Below are 24,105 nucleotides of genomic sequence, written 5' to 3'. Positions count from 1 at the left end.
CTTTTCGCTCTTCCTCTTGGACTTGAACCAAGGACCCTCTGATTAACAGTCAGATGCTCTAACCGACTGAGCTAAGGAAGAATATGCATTCAAGTTTTTTCGCTCTTCCTCTTGGACTTGAACCAAGGACCCTCTGATTAACAGTCAGATGCTCTAACCGACTGAGCTAAGGAAGAATATGCATTCAAGTTTTTTCGCTCTTCCTCTTGGACTTGAACCAAGGACCCTCTGATTAACAGTCAGATGCTCTAACCGACTGAGCTAAGGAAGAATATGCATTCAAGTTTTTTCGCTCTTCCTCTTGGACTTGAACCAAGGACCCTCTGATTAACAGTCAGATGCTCTAACCGACTGAGCTAAGGAAGAATGTTGTTTTTTCTCAAATGCGCTGCAAAAGTAATAGGATATTTTGAAATATGCAATATCTTTGCAAAAAAAATATCGAAGATGGATAAAATAATTGGGTTGGGCAATGCTTTGGTCGATGCGCTGGCAATCATTGAAGATGATAATATTTTGACGGAGATGCAGCTTCCGAAAGGAAGCATGACGCTGATTGATGAAGATAAGTTCTTGAAAATTAGTGAGTATTTCAGCCGGATGGAGACGCATCTGGCTAACGGAGGTTCTGCCGGAAACGCAATTCGGGCAATGGCATGCCTTGGTGCGGGTACGGGATTCATCGGAAAAGTAAGCAATGACTTTTATGGTAACTTTTTCCGGGATAGTCTGCTGGAGCATGGGACAGAGGCGGATTTATTGCTTTCCACTACCCTTCCGTCCGGTGTAGCCTCTACTTTCATTTCTCCTGATGGAGAGCGCACTTTCGGCACTTATTTGGGGGCGGCTTCTACATTGAAGGCGGAAGATCTTTCGCTGGATATGTTCAAAGGATATGCTTACCTATTTATAGAGGGGTATCTGGTGCAAGACCATGATATGATTCTCCGTGCCATTGAGCTGGCTAAAGAGGCCGGCTTACAAGTATGTTTGGACATGGCGAGCTACAATATAGTAGAAGGAGACCTTGAATTTTTCTCTCTGTTGGTCAACAAATATGTGGATATTGTTTTTGCCAATGAGGAAGAGGCAAAGGCTTTTACGGGTAAGGAACCGGAGGAAGCATTGGACATCATTGCCAAAATGTGTAGCATAGCCATTGTAAAGGTGGGTGCCCATGGTTCTCTGATTCGTAAAGGTACAGAGATGGTGCAGGTACAAGCGGCTCCGGTAGAGAAAGTGGTGGACACTACAGGAGCTGGCGACTATTTTGCGGCAGGTTTCTTGTATGGACTGACGTGTGGCTACTCGCTGGAGAAATGTGGCAAGATAGGCTCCCTTCTCTCCAAAGATGTGATACAAGTGGTGGGTACGGAGCTTCAGGCTGCACAATGGGAAAAAATCAAGGAAGAAATTTTATTAATTAATTAGCATATTATCACATAGACATATTATGAAAAGAATTTTAAAGATACGCTGGATGATTACCTTGCTGATTGTAGCAGGAGCCTTTTGTTTTTGGGGGTTTAAGAGTGGTGATAGCCGTAGTTTCCAAATAGCAAAGAATCTGGATATATTCAATTCCATTGTGAAAGAGTTGGATATGTTCTACGTGGATACGATTGATCCGAACAAGACTATCCGTGAAGGCATTGATGCCATGCTCTACTCGCTGGATCCCTACACGGAGTATTATCCGGAAGATGACCAAAGCGAATTGGAGCAGATGCTGAAGAATTCCTATGGTGGTATAGGTTCTGTGATTACTTGGAATCCGAAACTAAAACGTTCCATGATATCTGAGCCATATGAGAATATGCCTGCTGCCGATGTAGGCCTGAAAGCCGGAGATATTTTGATGGAGATTGACGGAAAGGACCTTGCCGGAAAGAACAACCAAGAAGTCAGCGAGATGCTTCGCGGACAAGTGGGTACCAGCTTCAAGCTGAAAGTGCAACGTCCCGGTACAGAGAAACCGTTGGATTTCGACATTGTGCGCCGTTCCATCCAATTGCCGTTCATACCTTATTATACAGTGCTGGATAATAATATAGGTTATATCAATCTCAGCACCTTCTCGGGGAATCCTTCCAAGGAGTTCAAGCAGGCTTTTCTGGACTTGAAGAAGCGGGGGATGACTTCGTTGGTGATTGACTTGCGGAACAATGGGGGTGGCTTGCTGGATGAGTCTATAGAGATAGCCAACTTCTTTCTGCCTCGCGGAAAAACACTTGTGACGACAAAGGGTAAGATTAAGCAAGCCAGCAATACCTACAAGACATTGCGTGAACCGTTGGATCTGGAAATTCCTTTGGCTGTTCTGGTCAATGGCGGAACGGCTTCTTCGTCAGAAATCCTTGCGGGCTCTTTGCAGGACCTTGACCGTGCGGTCATTATCGGTAACCGTACTTTCGGTAAGGGATTGGTGCAGACCACCCGTCCGTTGCCGTACGGTGGTACCATGAAGCTGACGACTTCCAAATATTATATTCCCAGCGGCCGTTGTGTGCAGGCTATCGACTACAAGCACCGGAATGAGGACGGCAGTGTGGGACGTATTCCGGACAGCCTTACTACCGTGTTCCATACGGCTGCCGGACGTGAAGTGCGGGATGGCGGAGGCGTGACTCCGGACATTGCGGTGAAGCAGGAGAAGCTGCCCAACATTCTGTTCTATCTTGTCAATGACAATCTTATTTTCAATTATGCTACGGACTATTGCTTGAAACATCCTACCATTCCTTCAGCAGAGAAGTTTGAAATTACAGATGCCGATTATGCGGACTTCAAGGCGATGGTGAAAAAGGCGGACTTCAAATACGACCAGCAGACAGAGAAGATGCTGAAGAACCTGAAGGAGATGGCCGAATTTGAGGGCTATCTGACTGATGCTTCGAAAGAGTTTGAAGCGCTGGAGAAAAAATTGTCGCATAATCTGGACCGTGACCTTGACCATTTCTCCAAGGACATCAAGAGCATGATTGCGGTAGAAATCATCAAACGTTATTATTTCCAGCGTGGAAGCATTATCCAGCAGTTGAAAGATGATGATGATTTGAAAGAGGCTGTAAAGATACTGACTGCTCCGGAAAAATATAAGGAAATGTTGAGTGCTCCGGCAGTGACGTCAATGTCTCTGCAACAAAGAAAGGAGACAGCCCCGGTTTTTCTGAGTACCGCTACGAGAGCAAATGAACATGTTTATGATGAAATAGTATAAGGACACTCTTAAGAGGATTCTTTTATTTGCTCCTTAATTTATACCGGATAGTCTCTGTATAAGCCTTTTATACACGACTATCCGGTTAAGTTGTTTGTAGGGTATTAACTTGTTTTATATTTTTGCAGGTGATAATGAAAATATTGACAAGGTTATGAAACAATTGAATTCTCTGAAAGTATGGCTGTCTGTGGTATTGTTGCTTTGCTTCTCTCTTTCCGGACAAGCCCAGTTCCTGCGCACTTCCTACTTTATGGAAGGAAGTAACCAGCGTATGCAGCTCAATCCGGCCTTGATGCCGGGACGCGGTTATCTGAATATTCCCGTGATAGGTTCGTTGAATGCTACCGTCAACTCCAGTTCCCTGGGGTATAGGGATATTATGGACATTATTGAGAACAGTGATGATAGCGACTATTTCATGAGCAATGACTTTATGAACCGACTGGATGCTACCAATAACTTGAATGTGAATTTGAGTACCGACATTCTGTCTGCCGGGTGGTATAAAGGAAAGAACTTCTGGTCAGTCAATGTGGGGTTGCGTAATGATATCGGTGCCGCCATACCGAAAACCATGTTCCAGTTTATGAATAACATGAGCAGCCGGGAGTTCGGCGACAATATTTCTGACTATTGGGGTATTAACGAAACCATTAATGGACAGAAGCTTGAGATAAATTCCTATGCGGAAGTCGGCCTTGGCTTTGCAAGGAATATCACAGACCGACTGGCTGTAGGTGGTAAGGTGAAGATGCTGCTGGGTATCGGTAACTTAAAGCTGAACATCAACCAGATTCATGTGGAAACTCCTTCTGTCGGCTCTTCAGGAGTGACGAGTAAAGCTTCCATTCAAGTGGATGCAACTTTGGAGAACTCGTCAAAGCTGTTAGAACTTCCCGAGAATGAGAATGGTGATTATATCGATGAAATTGATTTTGGCAGTTTTGGTTTTGCCGGATATGGTGGGGCTATTGATTTGGGAGTATCTTACAAGTTACTGGATAAATTGACACTTTCTGCTTCAGTTCTTGATTTGGGCTTTATCAAATGGTCTAAATCGAATACCAGTATAGCGCGAGCCAATGCAGAGCAGACTTATGATCTTCTTGACCCGGCCTCGCAACAGGAGTTCATGGATATTGTGAACAGCGGCGAGATTCTTAACTATGACATGTTGCAGCTCAAGACGGAGGAGGCTTCTGAGAAGAGCCGTACCTGTGGATTGACTTCTACAATGGTTCTTGGCGCTGAATATGCCTTACTGAATGATTGGCTGGTAGTGGGTGCCTTGTATACCGGTCGTTTTGCCAAACCGAAAACTTTGAATGAGCTGACTTTCTCTGCCTGCATCCGTCCGACGAATGCTTTCAATGTAGCTGCCAGCTATTCCGTACTTCAAGGAGCCGGTAAAACCTTCGGTCTGGCACTGAAACTGGGTCCTTTCTTTGCGGGAACAGACTATATGTTCTTTGGTAAGAATACGAAGAATGTCAATGCTTACTTGGGTGTTTCTATTCCTTTGGGAAAACAGAAAACTGCTGAAAATTAATAAATTGGATTTGGATATTATCGCGGATTATCTTCCAGAAAAAGAGGATAATCCGCGATTTTGTTTTTACGAAAACGCAAAAAGCTTTATCTTTGCTGGTAAATACCTATAAACAGTACTCATGAGAATTGCAATAACGTTTCTCTTGTCTTTGGTTTTCAGTAGTTTGCTGCAAGCTTCACCCATACCTTTTTCTCCTATAGTGAGGAGCTATTCGGTGTCGGATTATAATGCCGGTATTCAGAATTGGTCTATTGCACAAGATGAAAGAGGGGTGATGTATTTTGGCAATAATAATGGACTGCTGGAATTTGATGGAAGTGCTTGGCGGTTGTATGAATTACCGACAAAAGGAATTGTGCGTGCTATATATATCAGTGAAGATGGAAGAATTTATGTAGGCTCTTACGAAGAATTCGGTTATTTTGTTCATACTCCTTATAATACCCTTGAATATCACTCGCTAAAAGATGAGGTGAAGGACTTTACTTTTCATAACGACGAAATCTGGAACATTGTTTGCGTTCAAGGGGAAATTGTATTTCAATCGTTTGGTTCTCTCTTTTTTTATAATGGAAATTCTGTGGAAGGTATTCGGGTGAAGAGCCTTCCGCTGAACTTATTTCAGGTTGGAAATACTTTTTATTCTCAAAGAATAAATGGTGGACTTTGTGTCTTTTCCGACAGGAAAATGGAAGAACTTATTCCCAGAAAGGTATTTGGAAATAGCGATGTCTTGGCTGGGCTTCCTTATGATGATGCCGTTTTAATGCTTACCCGTAATCAGGGAGGTTTTCTCCTCTATCGAGATGGGAGGGTAGAAAAATGGGAAACCGAATGTGATGATATATTCAGGAAGCATACCATTAATCGTGCGGTGATGACCAAAGACAGTTGCTACGTTGTTGGCACAATATCCGATGGTATATATGCGTTGGATAAAAAAGGAAAGCTGATTTGGAAGGTCAATACGGATAATAAACTACAGAACAATACTGTTTTGAGATTATATTGTGATGATGACAACAATATATGGACAGCTTTGGATGAAGGTATTGCCTATATACACAACAATTCTTTAATCTATTATTATGAACCTCCATTTCGTAAAATAGGCATGGTATATGATGTTCTGGTAAGGGAAAATGAAGCTTATATTGCTTCTAATCAGGGACTTTATTGGCTTAAGGATGGAAAGACTGAATTAGTTCCGGGTTTGGAAGAACAAGCGTGGTTCGTCGATGAATGGGGAAAACAGATTTTTTGCGGGCATAACAAAGGAACTTTCCTTATATCGGGGTTGAAGTCAAAGTTGGTATCTGATGTAAAGGGAGGGATGTGTATGGAAAAGATTGAATCGAAGGAAGAATCTTTTTTATTGGAAGGAACTTATGCGCTTTTAAATCTATATACGGAAGATACTTCGGGAGCATATGGTTTTATCCGGTCTCTGCGTGGATTCAGTCATATGGTCCGTCACATAGAGGTGGACCATCAAGGGAATATCTGGGCGAAACACTTAAGGAATGGTTTGTATCGTTTTCGGATTGATCCGGATATGAAGCAGGTAAAGGATGTACGGAAGTATGAGGGCCTGGGAGAAGTGAAAGGTGGGAGTTTTACTTTGTTCAAAATCAATGGTCGGGTAGTTTTTTCTAATGGGGAATATTTCTATACTTACGAAGATATGACTGATTCGATTGTTCCCTATGAAACAATGAATGAACAATTGATGGAATTGAAGGGAATCAAGACAGTGAGTCGTGCGAACGGAGATTACTATTGGTTTGTGGGTGATAGGATAGTGTATTTAGTGAAGTGTGCGATAAATACTTTCAATATCGAACTCCGGATTCCATATTCTTTGTTTGACGGTCTGACGGTGGAAGAACGGGGAAGCGTGGCTTATGACGTGAGGAATGGCTGTTCCTATCTTTGCCTGAACAATGCCATTGCCCGTATTGAGACGGACAGTTCCTCGTTATATAAATCTCGGGTCAGACGCTCTTTATGGATTTCGGGAATGCGGGTCATTGATGAATTCAGTGGTAAGCGGAAAACATTGGTCGTGCAGCCGGGAGCCAAGGTGGAGCCTGAGTTTAATACGGTGAATTTTACATTGTGTTATCCGGTTTATAGTAATTATACTTATAAGGTAAGGTATCGGTTGGAAGGATATTCTGACCAATGGGTGCCGGGTGGACGCTATTTGCAGAAGAAGTATTCTCGGCTCTCCTATGGAAGTTATGTTTTTCAGGCAGAGATATATGATACCGATAGAGTTTTGGCATCGGTAGAGCTTCCTTTTGAGATTTTGCGTCCGTGGTATTTGTCTTATTGGGCTGTGGGAAGTTATATCTTGGCAGGATTGTGTCTGTTGGCTTTATTGCAATATCTGGTCTACCGTTTCGTGAAGAAAAAGAAAGACCGTGTGATTGAACGGCAGCGCGTAGCCCATCAGGCAGAGCTTGAGCGGCAGGAGAAGAAGATTGTTGAGTTGGAAAAGGAGCAGCTTGAGGCCGATTTGCGTTTTAAAAGCAAGGAGTTGTCCGGTGTGGTAATGACAAATATTGCTCATCAGGAATTTCTGATTTCTTTGAAAGAAGAGATACAGCGGCAAAAGTTGTTAGGACAGTATAGCCGTAAAAACTTGGATAAGCTGCTCACTTTAGTTAATAGCAATATAGTGTCCGATGAAGAGAATTGGACTATGTTTCAGGCTAATTTTGACCGTATACACGAAAACTTCTTCCGTAATCTGAAACTTCAATATACAGATTTGACTTCAGGAGATTTGCGCTTTTGCGCATTGCTTCGCTTGAATATGCCGACAAAGGAGATAGCGAAGTTGCTCAACATTTCCACGCGTGGGGTTGATGCTGCAAGATACCGGTTGCGCAAGAAATTCAATCTGCTTCCGGAAGAAAGTCTGACTGATTTTCTTATAAACTTTAAATAGCTGCTTTACAGTGAAATATTAATGGGGGAAGTACTAATATTGTACTTCCTCTTTTGTTTTTTAGTGATGGTTGTACTTTTGTTGTAGTACGGGATGTGGAGATTGTCGCATGCTTTTCTTTTATTTGCAGTAAAATAATATTTCTATCAATTAAAAGCATGAAAAACATGAAGCATTTACTTTTCAAGTTACAATTATTTTTAGTCTTGTTGGTGTTTACTGCCGTTAGTGCGTATGCACAGAAATCTCCGGTTGATATGGATCGTTTCATCGACGATTTAATGAAGAAGATGACCCTGGAAGAGAAAATAGGTCAGTTGAATCTGCCGGTTACCGGTGAGATTACGACCGGTCAGGCTAAAAGTAGTAATGTGGCCAAACGTATTCGTGCCGGTGAAGTGGGCGGGCTTTTCAATCTGAAAGGCGTGGAACGTATCCGCGATGTACAGAAGCAGGCGGTTGAAGAAAGTCGTTTGGGTATTCCTCTCTTATTTGGTATGGATGTTATTCATGGATATGAAACGGTGTTTCCCATTCCTTTGGGATTGTCGTGTACATGGGATATGAAGGCGGTTGAAGAATCGGCACGTATTGCAGCCATTGAGTCCAGTGCTGACGGTATTTGCTGGACATTCAGTCCGATGGTGGATATTTGCCGTGATGCCCGTTGGGGGCGTGTGTCCGAGGGCAACGGTGAAGACCCGTTTCTGGGAGCAGCCATTGCGCAGGCCATGGTACGTGGTTATCAGGGAAAGGATATGAACCGTAATGATGAGATTATGGCTTGTGTAAAGCATTTTGCCTTGTATGGTGCCGGTGAGGCAGGACGTGACTATAATACAGTAGATATGAGTCATCAGCGCATGTTCAATGAATACATGTTGCCCTATCAAGCGGCGGTTGATGCCGGTGTGGGAAGTGCGATGGCCTCTTTCAATGAGGTCGATGGCATTCCCGCTACTGGAAACAAGTGGTTGATGACGGATGTATTGCGTAAGCAGTGGGGGTTTGACGGTTTTGTAGTGACAGATTATACCGGAATTACAGAAATGACCGACCATGGCATGGGCGATACGCAGACTGTTGCCGCGTTGGCGCTGAATGCTGGTGTCGATATGGATATGGTGAGCGATGCATTTGTAGGTACGCTCAAGAAGTCATTGACAGAAGGAAAAGTGACAGAAGAAGCTATTAATGCGGCTTGTCGCCGTATTTTGGAAGCTAAGTACAAGTTGGGCTTGTTCGATAATCCTTATAAATACTGTGATGTGAAGCGTGCCAAGAAGCAAATCTTTACCAAAGAGCATCGTGCCGTTGCGCGTAAGATTGCTTCGGAGAGCTTGGTGTTGCTGAAGAACGAGGGTAATGTGCTTCCGCTGGCCAAGAAGGGCACTATTGCTGTGGTAGGTCCGTTGGCAGACAGCCGCAGTAATATGCCGGGTACTTGGAGTGTGGCTGCCGTATTGAAGAATGCTACTTCTTTGGCTGAAGGTTTGAAGGCGGTAGCAGGCGGTAAAGCCGAAATACTGACTGCGAAAGGCTGTAATTTGATGAGTGATGCCGAATATGAGAAACGTGCCACTATGTTCGGACGTTCTTTACACCGTGACAATCGTTCGGACAAGGAGTTGCTGGACGAGGCTCTTGCCGTGGCTGCCAAATCGGATGTTATTGTGGCTGCGCTCGGTGAGTCTTCGGAAATGAGTGGAGAGAGCAGTTGCCGCACGAATCTTGAAATGACGGACACCCAACGCATACTGTTACAGGAATTATTGAAAACGGGAAAACCTGTGGTACTGGTGCTGTTTACCGGTCGTCCGCTGGTACTGAACTGGGAGCAGGCAAACGTGCCGGCCATTCTGAATGTATGGTTTGCGGGCAGTGAGGCAGGTTTTGCCATCGGCGATGTACTGTTTGGTGATGTGAACCCGAGCGGAAAGCTGACTACGACTTTCCCGAAGAGCGTGGGACAGATTCCTTTGTTCTACAACCACAAGAACACGGGCCGCCCTCTTGCCGACGGTGCATGGTTCCAGAAATTCCGCAGCAACTATATAGACATAGACAATGAACCGCTTTATCCCTTCGGTTTCGGTTTGAGCTATACCACATTCTTTTATAGCGACGTGGCTTTGGACAAGACTAGCATGACGGATAAGGGCGAACTGACTGCTACCGTGACTGTGACCAATACCGGCAAGAGAGACGGTGCAGAAGTGGTTCAACTTTATATTCGTGACCTTGTGGGAAGTGTAACCCGTCCGGTGAAAGAGTTGAAAGGCTTTGAAAAGATTTTCCTGAAAGCCGGCGAATCTAAAAAAGTATCTTTCAAGATTACCCCCGAATTGCTGAAGTTCTACAACTACAATCTTGATTTTGTATGCGAGCCGGGTGACTTTGAGGTGATGATTGGCAGAAGTTGCCGGGACGTAAAAAAAGCAGCGTTCAAGTTACTCTAACTGATTCCCAAGGCGGCAATATGCAGCATTCGAGCCACTGCGTTGAGATGGCATTGTTGCTGCATATTGTCTGCATTTTCACTGCAAACGTTTTGCAGCGCTACTGCAAAGGTGTTGCAGCGTCATTGCAAAAGTGATGCAGTGCCACTGCAAACTATATGCAGTATTCTTGCAGTATTTGCTTGACTTGTGTAAGATAATATGATCTATTGAAAAACATGAAGAAAATATTTTTATTAATATTGTGTCTGTCCACCATGTACCCGGTTGTCAATGCTGGGCGGGTGGTTCAGAGTTTTAATGACGGCTGGTATTATGCCGCATGTGATGACAATCGGTTGCAGGAAGTGCAACGCCATGAAGAAGGTTGGCAGCAGGTACATCTGCCGCATACCTGGAATGCGGATGCCTATTCTACCCGTAACTACCGCAGGGCTTCTTCCTGGTATAAGAAAGAGTTCCGTACGGATGCCGCGCAGATGCGGGATAAACAGCTTTACCTGAAATTTGATGGTGTCAATTCTCTGGCAGATGTGTACCTCAACGGCGAGCTGCTCACTACCCACAAAGGAGGTTACTCTGCCTTTACCGTAGACATTACGGATAAAGTAAGGACCGATGCCCCGAATCTGCTGATGGTGCACGTCAATAATCAGAACGACCGGATACCTCCTTTGTCCGGCGACTTCACCATCTTTGGCGGCATCTACCGCAATGTGTGGCTCATCAGTGCTGCAAAGCAGCACATCAGCCTTACCGACTATGCCTCTACGGGCATTTATGTCGATTTGCCTTCCGTGAGTGAGGATAGGGCAGAAATCAGTGTGCGTGGGACTTTGGTGAACCGTGATGTGCGGCGTGCGGTGTTGAAGTTGGACGTCGAGGTGCTGGATACAGATGGGAAGACCGTAGCCCAATCTTTGCGCAGCGTCCGGATAGATGCCGACGGGGCGTTCGCCTTCGAGGAACGGTTACAGTTGGAAAAGCCACAGTTGTGGTCGCCCGATTCCCCTTATCTGTACAGCGTGAAAGTTTCTTTGAAAGATGTGCGTGGCAAGGTGTTGAAAGATGAGACACGTGTCCCTTTGGGGGTCCGCTGGTTCAGCGTGGATGCGCAGGAAGGCTTCAAGTTGAATGGGGAACCCCTGAAACTTATGGGAGCTTGCCGTCATCAGGACCAGATGCCGATGGGCATAGCGCTTTCGGATGAGATGCACCGCAGGGATATGCAGTTGCTGAAAGACATGGGTGTGAACTTTGTCCGTCTGGCACATTACCCACAGGACGATGCCGTGTTGCGTGCTTGCGACGAACTCGGCATGCTGGTATGGGAGGAGATTCCGGTAGTAGATTTGATAGCTTTGGGTGACGAGTTCCGCGCGAATGCCACAAGCGCCTTGCGCGAAATGATTCGCCAGCATTACAACCATCCGTCCGTCATTATGTGGGGGTATATGAACGAGGCTGTTATCCAGCTGCAGTATCGGGTGAAGAAACAACGGCTCAACGGTTTCTACGAGAATACCTTGGCGCTTGCCCGGCATCTGGAGGAAACTCTGAAGAGGGAAGACCCCTACCGTCTGAGTACGATGGCCTACCACGGCAATCAGATTTACAATAAAATCGGTCTCAGCAATATCACCGACATTTCCGGTTGGAACCTTTATCAGGGCTGGTATGAGAACGACTTCAAGTCTTTCGACCGCTTTGTGGACGAAGAGTATCGTAAATACCCGCACCGTCCGTTAATAATCAGTGAGTTCGGTGCCGGTTCCGACCCGCGCTTGCAGTCGCTCGATCCGCAGATATTCGATTTCTCCATGCAATGGCAGCAGTTGTACCTCGAATACTATCTGCCCGCTATCATGAAGCGACCGTTCATAGTGGGCGCCACGGAGTGGAACTTCATTGATTTCAGTTCTGCCAGTCGCCAGGAGGCTACGCCGCATATCAATAATAAAGGACTGATGTACAATGACCGCCGTCCTAAAGATGTGTTCTATTATTTCCAGGCATTCCTGCGCAAGGATATTCCGGTGCTGCACATTGCTGTGGATGACTGGAAGCATCGGACTGTGGTTTCGGACGGTGAAGCGGTGGAACATCCGGTGAAAGTGTATTCCAATCTGGATAAGGTGGAGTTGTCTGTCAACGGCACGAAGCTCTCCGTGCAAGGCATCGAGAATTGCCATGCAGTGTGGCAAGTGCCTCTCGTTGCGGGGCGAAACACGCTTGTGGCTTCAGGTATCTGCCATGGGAAGAAGGTGGAGCAGGTTTCGGACATTTTTGTGAAGATGCAGCCTCGCCATATCGCGGCAGTCGGCTCCGGACAGCTGGAACTTGCAGTGAACGTGGGCAGCAACTGTTTCTTTACGGATGACAAGAGTGATCTTTGCTGGCTTCCCGACCAAGCTTATACTCCTGGAAGTTGGGGCTACATAGGTGGAGAGATTTTCCGCCGTTCTCCGGGACGTATCGGAACCACTGCCGAGGTGAAAGACACCCGTAATGTTCCTTTGCTCCAGACCAAACGCAAGGACATCAAGGCCTATCGCTTCGACTTGCCCGACGGCGACTATGAAGTGGAACTTCTTTTTGCTGACCTGAACGCACGTTCCGAGCGGGTGACTTACGATTTGGGAGCTGTCGCTACCCTAGACAATGCCGATTTCCGCGGCAGTGTCTTCAATGTTTCTGTCAACAACCGACCTTGGCTGAATCATTTCTCTCCGGCGATAGAAGTAGGCGGGAACCGTTGCATATCCAAGAAACTGCATGTTGCCGTAACCGGTGGAAACCTTACGGTGAACTTTGAGGCGGTGAAAGGGATGACGTTCTTGAATGGGATAAAGATATTCAGGATTCATTGATGTTCTATTCTTAATAATGTTGTATTAACCGATAAATTGAGTGAAATATGAAACACAAATTACTTACCGGGTCTCTCTCCTTCACAGTAGGGATGGGATTCAGCGCTTTGCCTGCCGTCGCGCAGCAATCTCCGGCTTCCACTGAGGTCAAGCCTAATGTAATCATTATCAACGTTGATGATTTGGGCTATGGCGACATTGGTTGTTACGGTGCCACCAAGGTCAAGACTCCCAATATAGACCGTCTGGCATCGCAAGGCCGTAGCTTTACGGATGCTCATTCATCCTCGGCTGTTTCCACGCCTTCACGTTATGGACTGATGACTGGTCAATATCCTTGCCGTGAGGATATTTGGGGGGCAATCTTCCTGAATCAGACTCTGCAAATTGATACGGCACGCACCACAATTGCGGATGTGATGAAACGTTCCGGCTATTCCACTGCCATCGTGGGGAAGTGGCATCTTGGATTTCGTACGGACGAAAAGATGGACTGGAACAAGGAACTGGCTCCCGGACCACTTGAATTGGGATTCGATTATTACTTCGGTGTGCCTATTCTCAACAGTCATCCACCTTTTGTTTATGTGGAGAACCATCATGTGGTGGGTTATGATCCCAACGACCCGTTTGTAAGAGGCAAGAGGGCAGAAACGGAGGAGTTCGATGAAAAATTCGGTATCAACTCTATTGGTGGAGCCACGGCTGCGCACCGTTTGTACAAAGACAGGGCTGTAGCCACTACTTTGAAAGACCGGGCCGTGCAGTGGATAAAGGAACATAAGGATTCACCTTTCTTCTTGTATTATGCTACCACCAACATCCATCATCCTTTTACACCGGCCGAACGCTTTGTAGGTACCAGTGAGGCAGGACCTTACGGTGATTCAATCCATGAATTGGACTGGGTGGTAGGCGAGATTATGCGTACCCTCGATGAGGAAGGGCTGGCGGGAAATACTCTGCTCATCTTCACCAGTGACAACGGAGGAATGCTGAATCATGGAGGGCAGAGAGCTTGGAAGGCAGGACACCATATCAACGGCAAGCTTCTTGGTTTCAAGTTCGGAGCTTGGGAAGGCGGGCATCGCATTCCTATGATTGCCCGCTGGCCGGGTAGGATTCCTGCGGGCAGCGTATCCAACCAGTTGATGTCCAATGTTGACATGCTTGCCACTTTGGCTGCCCTCACAGGATATGAATTGCAGGAGCAGGACGGGCCGGACAGTTTCAATATGCTTCCTGCCCTTATCGGAAATCCCGGGAAAATGATTCGGGACCATATTATTATCTGTCCTTCCCAAAAGAGCCATCTTTCCATTCGCAAAGGGAAGTGGGTCTATATTCCGGCGCAAAACAGCGGCGGATTTACCGGAAAGAATGTCGGTGACCATGACTTGGGCGGGGCATCCGCTTTCCAGCTCACCCATCGGGTGAACAGCGATATAGAAAATGCCCGGATAAAGCCGGATGCACCCTCTGTGCAGCTTTATAATTTGGAGGAAGACCCATACCAGACCACAAATGTGTATGAACAGCATCCCAAAGTGGCACGCAGGCTGGCGCGGATACTGGAGGAGAAGATAAGGAAGTCGGATGCCACAAGAAAGTGACAACCGATAGATTGATGAAAAACATAATTTGAAAAATGAAGAATACCATGATGAAAAAGTTTTTTGTAGGTTTATTCTCCCTTTTGATGGGAGTAGGCAGCGCTTTTGCGCAGACCAATATGTCTAGTGAAATGTATGACCTTGCCAAGATGAAGGAAGGCTTGCGCAACCGCCGTGTCAGCAGTTATGACCGTACGGGCAACAACCGTGACCACCTGAAGGCCATCAAGCCGGGCGAAACGGCTGTCTTGGCCGACATCAAGGGGGCAGGCGTAATCAACCATATCTGGATAACGATGTCTCCGGGACCGCGCCAGCTTTCCCGTAACGACATCATCCTTCGGATGTACTGGGACGGCAGCGACGAGCCTTCTGTCGTGTCCCCCATCGGTCCCTTTTTCGGCCAGGGATGGAACGAACAGTATAACTATGCTTCTTTTGCCCTTTCTTCCGGTCCCAACGGTGGTACGGGTTTGTGCAGCTATTTCGCCATGCCTTTTGCCAAAGGTGCGCGCATTGAGATAGAGAATCAGACGGATGTCAACATCGGCGCCTTCTACTACTACATAGACTATGTGGAGATGAAGGAACTGCCCAAGGACATGGGACGTTTCCATGCGTGGTTTAACCGTGAGATTACCGAAGCGCTTCCCGAAGGGGAGACCGAGTGGGGTTCCGTGGGTAAGCAGACGGAGAATAAGGACGGAGCCGACAATTATGTGTTTGCCGATATCAAGGGAAAGGGCCATTTTGTGGGATTGAACTATTATGTACAGTGCCCTACCCCCATGTGGTATGGTGAAGGCGATGACATGTGGTTCATCGACGGTGAAAAACAGGCTTCCTTGATAGGCACCGGTACGGAAGACTTGTTCAACACCGCCTGGTGCCCGAAAGAGCCCTACCAGCATATCTACTTCGGCTATCCACGTGTGAATAATGATGTCGGATTCTTGGGGCGTACACATGTCTATCGGTTCTTTATTCAGGATCCCGTCTTCTTCGAGAAAGGGCTGAAAGCCACCATCGAGCATGGACACAACAATTGCCTGACGCTCGACCTGGCTACCGTTGCATACTGGTATCAGGACAAGGCGACGGCTGTCCCGGCCATTCCCGACAAGGAGGGCCGTAAGCTGAAGCCGATGGTAAACAATGTGATGATGCACAAATGGCGTCATGAATGGAGAAAGAACAAGGGGAACAAAGCGGACCTTTGGGGAAATGAATAAATTGCTGGAGGATATGAAATGAAGACATTATTAGTTATATCTGTTTTATTAGCATTTACTCTTTTGGGGCATGCCCAAATATGGAAAGTGCCTGAAGGTCATGAAACGCGGTGGACAAGTTTTGAAAATCCTACCGGTGCCAAGGGAACGGCAGCTCAAGTCAATAAAGGTGCAAAAGGAAGTGCTTTCGGCAGAATCATGGCGGGAGACAGCTGTGTTTTGTTGTCTCAGCAAGGACCCGGGATCATTAACCGTATTTGGCTGACAGTCAGCAAACGTAACCCTAAGATGCTTCGTGCGTTGCGTATCAAGTTTTATTGGGATAATTCTGTTGTTCCGGCAGTGGATGTCCCATTGGGAGATTTTTTTGGGAATCCGCTGTCACGTACATCTCGTTTTGAGAACTGTTTCTTTTCTAATCCGGAGAAGCGTTCTTTTAACTGTTCTATTCCGATGCCTTACCGCACCGGTGCCAAAGTGGTGTTTGTGAATACCTCGGATGAGGACCTGACACACTTGTTTTATGATATTAACTTTACTAAATTGCCGGAATGGGATTCGGAGATGAGCTATTTTCATGCTGTCTGGCGTGAAGACAAATCCACCAAGTTGGGAGTGGATTATACTGTTCTTCCCCAACTATCGGGCAGGGGGCGCTTTTTGGGGGTAAGCTTGGGTATCTTTGCCAATAAGGCGTATGAAACTACTTGGTGGGGAGAAGGTGAAATCAAGTTCTACATTGACGGAGATAAGGAATTTCCCACATTGAGTGGTACGGGAGTTGAAGACTATATTGGTACGGCTTGGGGGCAGGGCGAGTATTCCCACCGTTATCAAGGTTGTCCGATTGCAAATGCGGACAGTTGTTGGTGGAGTATGTATCGTTTCCACGTGCAGGACCCGATTTATTTTCATCATGATATAAGAGTTACATTGCAGCAGATTGGAGGTGCTCCATATCAAAAGGTACTCGAACTGTACAAGGCGAAGGTTCCTCTTGTACCGGTTACTATAGATAGAAGCGGTAAACTGAAATTCTATCGTTTATTAGATGAAAATTCAGACCTACATATCACGGATAAAGACTTTCCGCCAGGATTTGTTAATTTCTACCGCCAAGATCATGTAACTTCAACAGCATATTTCTATTTGGATAGGCCTGCAGTCTGAATAATTTTTTAAATAACTTCCTAGTGTATATTATTGGAAATTAGTATTTTATACAATGCTGTAGTAGTTACGTTGTAGTGCTTGAGCAGGTTGTGGTAATCTTGTGATAGTTTGTTTTTTGACATACATCAATTGCTCCTATACTTTTGCAAAAGAATTTTAAATCAATACAAAATGAAGAAAAATTTATTAATTACATGTGTGATGTTGCTGTTTGCCGTTGTTTCGATGGCGCAGAACAAAATTACGGTTTCGGGTGTCGTTTCCGACAAGACGGGAATGACTGTTATTGGTGCTACAGTTTCGGTAAAGGGGGCTCCTCAGCAAGGAGTCGTTACTGGACTTGATGGTGATTATAAGATTACCAATGTTCCCAGTAACGCTGTCTTGCTTTATAGCTATATTGGTATGAAAGACCAAGAAATAGCAGTGAATGGTCGTACTACTATTAATGTAGTAATGCAAGAAGACAATATGTTGATCGATGAAGTTGTAGTTGTAGGCTATGGTGTACAGCGTAAATCAGACTTGACCGGTGCTGTTGGTTCTATCAAGAGCGATGATTTGAAAAAGATTTCTACACCTAATGTGGCTAACGCGTTGCAAGGTCGTGTGTCCGGTGTATTTATCTCTGCAAGCGGTGCTCCGGGTAGCTCTCCTGAAGTGCGCATTCGTGGTATCGGTACTACTAATAATAGCAATCCGCTCTATGTGGTTGATGGAATGTTTATGGACGATATATCATTCCTGAGTAACCATGATATTGAGTCCATGGAGGTATTGAAGGATGCTTCTGCTACTGCCATGTATGGTTCTCGCGGTGCTAACGGTGTAATCATTGTTACCACCAAGCAAGGTGCTGAAGGTAAAGCACAGGTGAACATTACTGCCAGTGAAGGATTTCAGTTCCAAAATAGCGGTAAATTTGAGATGTGTACGGCTTCTGAATATGCTATGCTGCAAAATGAAGCTAACTTGAATATTAATCCAGATGGCGGTCTTGTTTATGATGACCCGGCTTCTTTCGGAAAAGGGACCGATTGGTTCGATGAGATTTTCCGAGTAGCGTCTGTCCGTGATTATCAAGTTGCTGTTAGTGGCGGAACAGAAAAGGTACGTTATAATTTGAGTGCCGGATATTTCCAACAGGATGGTATCATAAGGGAAAATTCTTATGACCGTTTTACTTTGCGTGCCAATAATTCATATAAAATAAACAAACATTTGACTATCGGGCATAACTTATCGGCTTCTTTCAGTCATACAAAAAATGAAAATAAGGGAGTTGTAAAATCTGCTTATAAACTGAGTCCTATCATTACTCCTTATGATGAGAATGGTAATTTCTCCGATCCTCAGGTGGCATCTACTGCTAATCCGCTTGCTACCCTCCATTATATGAATAGTGATAATTGGAAAGATAGAATTGTGGGTAGTGCATTCTTGAATTGGGAAGTTATTAAAGGGTTGAATTTTAAGACCAGCTTGGGCATTGATTATATTAATGGTAGAAGTCGTAATTTTACTCCTAAGTATTATATCTCGGAGTATCAAAAGGTAGATGAGAACAGCTTGTCTAAAACATGGACTAGAGATTTTACTTGGCTGTGGGAGAATATCTTGACTTATGATTGGCAAATCAATGATAAAAATCGTCTGAATCTTTTGGGTGGTATTACTGCTCAAAAATACACTAATGAAAAGTTAGGCGGGTCAGGACGTAATTTCTTCTCAGAAGTGGAAGACTATTGGTATTTGGATCAGTCTTCAAGCGATACACGTGGACTTGAGAATAATGGAAAACATGAAGCCATGATGTCTTACTTGTTCCGTGCCAACTATGCTTTAATGGACAGATATTTGTTGACGGCTTCTATACGTGCCGATGGCTCTTCGAAGTTTGGACCGGATAACCGTTGGGGATATTTTCCGTCAGTAGCTGCCGGATGGAGGATTTCTGAAGAAGCTTTTATTAAAGATAATGTTGAATGGTTGAGTAACTTGAAGATTAGAGGTAGCTGGGGGCAAATTGGTAATGATAAGATTGGTAATGACAAATATTATGCATTGGCTAATGTAGCCCCTACTTATGATGCTGTATTTGGTGGTGATTATTATTCTGGTGGTACTGTAACTTCTCTTTATAATACACAAATCCATTGGGAACGTTCAGAGCAGTTGGATCTTGGTTTTGATTTAGGCTTGTTCAATAATCGCTTTTCTTTAGAGTTTGACTATTACAGAAGAGATACAAAAGAAATGTTGGTAAATGTGGATGTTCCTGCTTCTGTAGGACTTGCCTCTGTAGAAACAAACGTGGGCTCAGTACGTAACTCTGGACTTGATTTTACGGTGAAATGGGAAGACTCGTTTAAGGATTTTCGTTATGGCATCCGCTTGACTGGAACTACAATTAAGAATGAGGTGACTAATTTGGGAGGTAAACGTATCACCAGTGGGGATATAGGTTCCGGAAAAAGTGTTCATATGACAGAAGAAGGAATGCCAATCAAGTATTTTTATGGTTACAAGACTATTGGTATTTTCCAAAGTAATGAGGAGATTGAGCAGTATAATGCGATGGCTGCGGCTGCTTCCGGTGATGCGAAGAAGAAGTATCAGGCAAATGTAGCTCCGGGTGATCTGATTTATGCAGATACGGATGGCAATGGATATATAACTGCTGAAGACCGTACGGATTTAGGCTCTCCTACTCCGAAGTTTATCGGTGGTTTGGGCATAACTGCCGCTTGGAAAGGCTTTGATTTGTCAATTGATTTGCAGGGTAATTTTGGTAATAAGATTTATAATGCCAAACAAGCTGAAAGAAATGCTGGTGTTGATAACTGGGATCGTTCGTTCTTGGATAGATGGACTGAAAACAATAGGAATACTTCCATTCCGCGCATGACATTTGAGGGTAACAATTATTTTGTTTCCGACCGTTATGTTGAGAGTGGCAACTATGTGAAGTTACAGACTGTGGAATTTGGATATACATTCCCAAAAAACTTGATGCAAAAAGTGCATATCCAGAATTTGAGATTGTACTTCTCAGGTAATAACCTGCTTTATTTTACGAATTATAACGGATTTACTCCTGAAATCTTAGGGGGGCTTGACCGTGATATTTATCCGATTACCGCTACCTGCCGTTTTGGCTTGAATCTTACATTCTAATGGAAAATAAAAATAGGAAATGATTATGAAAAAGATATATTCACTTTTATTAGCTTCAGCATTGGTTTTTACCTCTTGTTCTGATTTTTTGGATACAAAGCCGCAAGGGAAATTGACGCAAGATATTTTCTTCGGGGAAGAAGAAGGTGCTTTGATGGGAATTAATGCTATATATTCTCAAATGAAAAGTTGGGACTTGATCGGCTTTTCTTGGTTTGGCATTATGGAGGTGCCGAGTGACAATTCTGATACAGGAAGTTCACCGGCAGATGGTAGTTATGCTCGCGTGAATTCATTGAATGATTTTACTTATGATGTTTATACTTCTGAATTGAACGGCTGGTGGACCGGAAATTATAAAGGAATCGGATTCTGTAACGTAGCATTGGATAACTTGGATGTGTTGAAAGATGAGCAGTTAAAGATTAGAAGCATTGCACAGGCACGTTTTTTCCGTGGTTTCTTTTACTTTAACTTGGTGAGAACTTACGGTGGCGTACCTTTGGTTACTAAAGTTCAGAATCCCGATGAATATGATCAGCCATGCGCTTCTGAAGAAGCTATTTATCAGCAGATTATTGATGACTTGTCCTATGCGGCAATGAATTTGCCAACCCGTGATGAATGGGGGATTGCTGAGAGAGGAAGAGTTACGAAAGGAACTGCAGAAGGCTTGTTGGCTAAAGTTTATTTGTTCCGTCAAGATTATGCAAGTGTAAAACAATATGCAGGGCAGGTAATAAGTAGGGGAGAATATAACCTGCATCACAATTACCGTGATTTGTTTAGCCCGGATTCTTATTATTCTGATGAAGTGATGCTGGCCGACCAGTATTTGTGGGGATCAGACAAGACGAGAGATAAGGCTTCCGAATATGTGAAGTGGCAAGGTGTCAGAGGTTTCAAAGGTTGGGGATTCTGTTCTCCGTCAGAATCTTTGGATAAGGCTTATGAATCAGGTGATCCGAGACGGGAGGCTACTATCATTTACGATGGCGAAAATATGGAAGGAGTTGGGGTTATAAACTTCAAGGACGAACCGGGAGTACAACCGCGTGCCAATAAAAAGACAATGTGGCCTACAACTTATTGGAATGCCAATAATTTTGCTAAACAAAATTGCCACTTGTATTTTCTGCGTTATGCGGATGTACTGTTAATGTATGCTGAGGCCTGCAATGAGTTGGCAAATGGTGAAAGCGACCCATTAGTAGATGACGCCCTGGCTAAATTGGAATTGGTCAGAGACCGTGCTCGTAAGTCCGGTGATGATTCCACTGTATTACCTAAAATAACAGAGAGGGATAAGGCAAAGTTGCGTGAAATCATATGGAATGAGCGTCGCATTGAATTAGCAATGGAAGGACACCGTTTCTTTGATTTGATTCGGGCTGATAAAGTTGTTCCCGGATATGCAGAAAAGATGCTGAAGGCCCATGGAAAGACAAACTTCAATATGAGCCAGCATTCCACATTCTACATTCCACAGAAGCAGATTGATATTTCTCAAGGAATATTGAAGCAAAATAAATAAGGTGTGTGAGGAGTAGCCTTAGGCTACTCCTACTTCTTATGTGATTAAAATGTTTAAAATAGGTATTATGAAAAATATATTTCTTTTTTTCTTGTTTTTTGGGGTTTGTTCGTGCTCGGTAAATGCCATAAATCCACCATCTGGTGTGACAGAAAAGCAACTCTCCGATGATGAACTCATGACCCTTGTCCAGAAGCAAACTTTCCGTTACTTTTGGGATTTTGCCCATCCCGAATCAGGATTGGCGCATGAACGGAGCAACGGAGGTGCCGAGACAGCTACCATCGGTGGCTCGGGTTTCGGAGTGATGGCTATCATTGTCGGTATAGAGCGTGGTTTTGTCACTCGCGAACAGGGCGCTGAACGTATGTTGAAGATAGTCCGCTTTCTGAGCGACAAGAATACCGACAGCTATCACGGCATGTGGGCACATTGGATGAACGGTAAAACCGGCAAGACCATTCCTTTCAGTCGTAAGGACGATGGAGCGGATATTGTAGAATCCGCTTTCATGTTCGAAGGCTTGTTGGCTGCCCATCAGTATTTTACAAAGGATAATCCAACGGAAAACCGTATCCGCGGGATAATCAATAATCTGTGGCGTCAAGCAGAATGGAACTTTTTTACTCAGGGACAAGATGTGATGTATTGGCATTGGTCGCCAAACAACGGATGGGCGATGAATCATCAGATTAAAGGTCATAACGAGTGTCACATTGTTTACATTTTGGGCGCGTCTTCCCCTACTTATCCGATTGCCGAGAGCGTTTATCATAAAGGCTGGGCCAATGCGAATACTTTTCTGAACGGTCGGGAGTATTACGGCATCAAGCTTCCTCTTGGAAACAACCACGGAAAGGGAGGTCCTCTCTTCTTCACTCATTATTCTTACATGGGGCTTGACCCACGTGGCTTGAAAGATCGTTATGCCGATTACGAGGAACAGATGAAGGCTCATACCTTGATTAACCGTGCCTACTGCATTGACAATCCGAAGGGTTACAAGGGTTACGGCGAAAAATGTTGGGGATTGACTGCCAGTGACGGTGACAAAGGTTATTCTGCCCATAGTCCCGGTAATGACCGTGGTGTGATTACGCCTACCGCTGCTCTTTCCTCTATTCCATATGCACCTGAATATTCTTTGGAAGCCATGCGTTATTTCTATGAAGAGTTGGGTGACCGTCTTTGGGGTGAATATGGTTTCAAGGATGCGTTCAATTTGACGGAGAATTGGTTTGCACCTTCGTATCTTGCCATTGACCAAGGGCCGATTATTGTGATGATAGAGAACTATCGTACCGGTTTGATTTGGAAACTTTTCATGAGTCATCCCGATGTCCAGAAGGGTTTGAGGAGATTAGGCTTTACTTCTCCTTATTTGAACAAGGTCGATTAGGTTGTTTGATAGGATTCTTTGATTTTGATTAGGTTTTACATAGATTAAAAAGGTTTGTAACCATGAAAAACGTGTTTATCAATAGTGTATTGGTTGTTTTCGCATTGCTTGTCGCCTCGTGCGGCAGGCAACCGGAAGCCAAAGTAGAGGTGATGTCGTTCAACATCCGTCTGGATCATGTGGCGGACAGTATGAACAATTGGAAATACCGCAAGGACCATGCGGCACAAATGATTGCTTATTATGCTCCGGACATTATAGGCATGCAAGAGGTGGTGAAGAACCAACTCGATGACTTGAAGGAGCGTCTTCCGCAATATACCGCTCTCGGTGTAGGTCGTGCAGATGGAGAAGAGAAAGGTGAGTATTGCTCTCTTTTCTATAAGACAGACCGTTTCGAACTATTGAAGAGTGGAAATTTTGGGCTGAGTGAAACTCCTGATTCCATCGGAAAGAAAGGCTGGGATGCGGCTTGCGAGCGTATTGTGACTTGGGCGGTACTGAAAGACAAGGTGAGTGGTAGGGAAATAGCTGCTTTCAATACTCATTTCGATCATGTAGGTAAAGTGGCACGTCGCGAAAGTGCCGTGCTGATACTTGAGAAGATAAAACAAATAGTGGGTGACCTTCCGGTAATTGTTACCGGAGACTTTAATGGAACGGTAGATTCCGAGCCGGTCACTGTATTGACGGAAGGTGGAATGAAGAATGCTTGCGTTACGGCGAAAGTCGCTTACGGACCGACATGGAGTTTCCATGACTTCGGGCGCATCCCGGTAGAGAAACGTAGGTTGATAGATTTTATTTTTATAAAAGGTGCTGTAGAGGTGGAGCGTTACCGAACCATTGATGATAAGCCGGACAACAGCTATCTCTCCGATCATGCTCCCGTAATGGCTATCTTAAAACTATAAAAG

The 24,105-nt window shown here is 44.8% G+C and carries 13 protein-coding genes and 4 tRNA genes; 13 read left to right on the top strand and 4 right to left on the bottom strand.

Features of this window, described 5'->3' with window-relative positions; all coding sequences use genetic code 11:
- Positions 1-7 precede the first annotated feature (7 nt).
- From DWX62_RS01675 to DWX62_RS01660, 4 genes are all read right to left on the bottom strand, one after another.
- A tRNA-Asn gene (locus DWX62_RS01675) sits at positions 8-81 on the bottom strand.
- A 21-nt stretch (positions 82-102) separates the two neighbouring features.
- Positions 103-176: transfer RNA gene (locus DWX62_RS01670), tRNA-Asn, on the bottom strand.
- Between the two features lie 21 nt (positions 177-197).
- A tRNA-Asn gene (locus DWX62_RS01665) sits at positions 198-271 on the bottom strand.
- Between the two features lie 21 nt (positions 272-292).
- Positions 293-366 (bottom strand) — tRNA-Asn (locus DWX62_RS01660).
- An 81-nt stretch (positions 367-447) separates the two neighbouring features.
- Here DWX62_RS01660 and DWX62_RS01655 point away from each other — a divergent pair.
- The 13 genes from DWX62_RS01655 (at position 448) to DWX62_RS01595 (ending at position 24,102) form a co-directional block, all read left to right on the top strand.
- The gene (locus DWX62_RS01655) at positions 448-1,431 is read left to right on the top strand and encodes an adenosine kinase (RefSeq protein ID WP_117713758.1); all 984 of its coding nucleotides are present in this window, start codon (positions 448-450) and stop codon (positions 1,429-1,431) included.
- Between the two features lie 22 nt (positions 1,432-1,453).
- Positions 1,454-3,220 (top strand): S41 family peptidase, encoded by a 1,767-nt coding sequence (locus tag DWX62_RS01650; protein ID WP_117713759.1) that lies wholly within the window; start codon positions 1,454-1,456, stop codon positions 3,218-3,220.
- 154 nt (positions 3,221-3,374) lie between these two features.
- Complete coding sequence (locus DWX62_RS01645) at positions 3,375-4,772, top strand: DUF5723 family protein (RefSeq protein ID WP_181980674.1); 1,398 nt, start codon at positions 3,375-3,377, stop codon at positions 4,770-4,772.
- Positions 4,773-4,893: 121 nt separating this feature from the next.
- Positions 4,894-7,731: a hypothetical protein gene (locus tag DWX62_RS01640; protein ID WP_120172542.1), complete on the top strand. Its 2,838-nt coding sequence runs from the start codon at positions 4,894-4,896 to the stop codon at positions 7,729-7,731.
- Between the two features lie 167 nt (positions 7,732-7,898).
- Complete coding sequence (bglX, locus tag DWX62_RS01635; protein ID WP_057281418.1) at positions 7,899-10,190, top strand: beta-glucosidase BglX; 2,292 nt, start codon at positions 7,899-7,901, stop codon at positions 10,188-10,190.
- A 218-nt stretch (positions 10,191-10,408) separates the two neighbouring features.
- A complete protein-coding gene (locus DWX62_RS01630; RefSeq protein WP_057281417.1) occupies positions 10,409-13,060 on the top strand; it encodes a glycoside hydrolase family 2 TIM barrel-domain containing protein in 2,652 nt (883 codons plus the stop codon).
- Between the two features lie 47 nt (positions 13,061-13,107).
- Entirely contained in the window at positions 13,108-14,673 is a 1,566-nt protein-coding gene (locus tag DWX62_RS01625) for an arylsulfatase (protein ID WP_081030682.1), read from the top strand.
- A 50-nt stretch (positions 14,674-14,723) separates the two neighbouring features.
- Entirely contained in the window at positions 14,724-15,905 is a 1,182-nt protein-coding gene (locus tag DWX62_RS01620) for a glycoside hydrolase family 172 protein (protein WP_057281523.1), read from the top strand.
- Between the two features lie 18 nt (positions 15,906-15,923).
- Positions 15,924-17,075 (top strand): glycoside hydrolase family 172 protein, encoded by a 1,152-nt coding sequence (locus DWX62_RS01615; protein WP_064774935.1) that lies wholly within the window; start codon positions 15,924-15,926, stop codon positions 17,073-17,075.
- Between the two features lie 174 nt (positions 17,076-17,249).
- Positions 17,250-20,255, top strand: coding sequence for a TonB-dependent receptor (locus tag DWX62_RS01610; protein WP_120172541.1), 3,006 nt, complete (start codon positions 17,250-17,252; stop codon positions 20,253-20,255).
- A 25-nt stretch (positions 20,256-20,280) separates the two neighbouring features.
- Entirely contained in the window at positions 20,281-21,789 is a 1,509-nt protein-coding gene (locus DWX62_RS01605) for a RagB/SusD family nutrient uptake outer membrane protein (RefSeq protein WP_229068106.1), read from the top strand.
- A gap of 67 nt (positions 21,790-21,856) precedes the next feature.
- On the top strand, positions 21,857-23,188 hold the full coding sequence (locus DWX62_RS01600) for a glucoamylase family protein (RefSeq protein ID WP_057256703.1): 1,332 nt from the start codon (positions 21,857-21,859) through the stop codon (positions 23,186-23,188).
- 62 nt (positions 23,189-23,250) lie between these two features.
- Positions 23,251-24,102, top strand: coding sequence for an endonuclease/exonuclease/phosphatase family protein (locus DWX62_RS01595; protein WP_117990939.1), 852 nt, complete (start codon positions 23,251-23,253; stop codon positions 24,100-24,102).
- Positions 24,103-24,105: the final 3 nt, after the last annotated feature.

Source organism: Bacteroides sp. AF20-13LB (assembly GCF_003603065.1).
Lineage (GTDB): Bacteria > Bacteroidota > Bacteroidia > Bacteroidales > Bacteroidaceae > Bacteroides > Bacteroides uniformis.
This window is presented reverse-complemented; position numbering and strand designations above follow the sequence as displayed.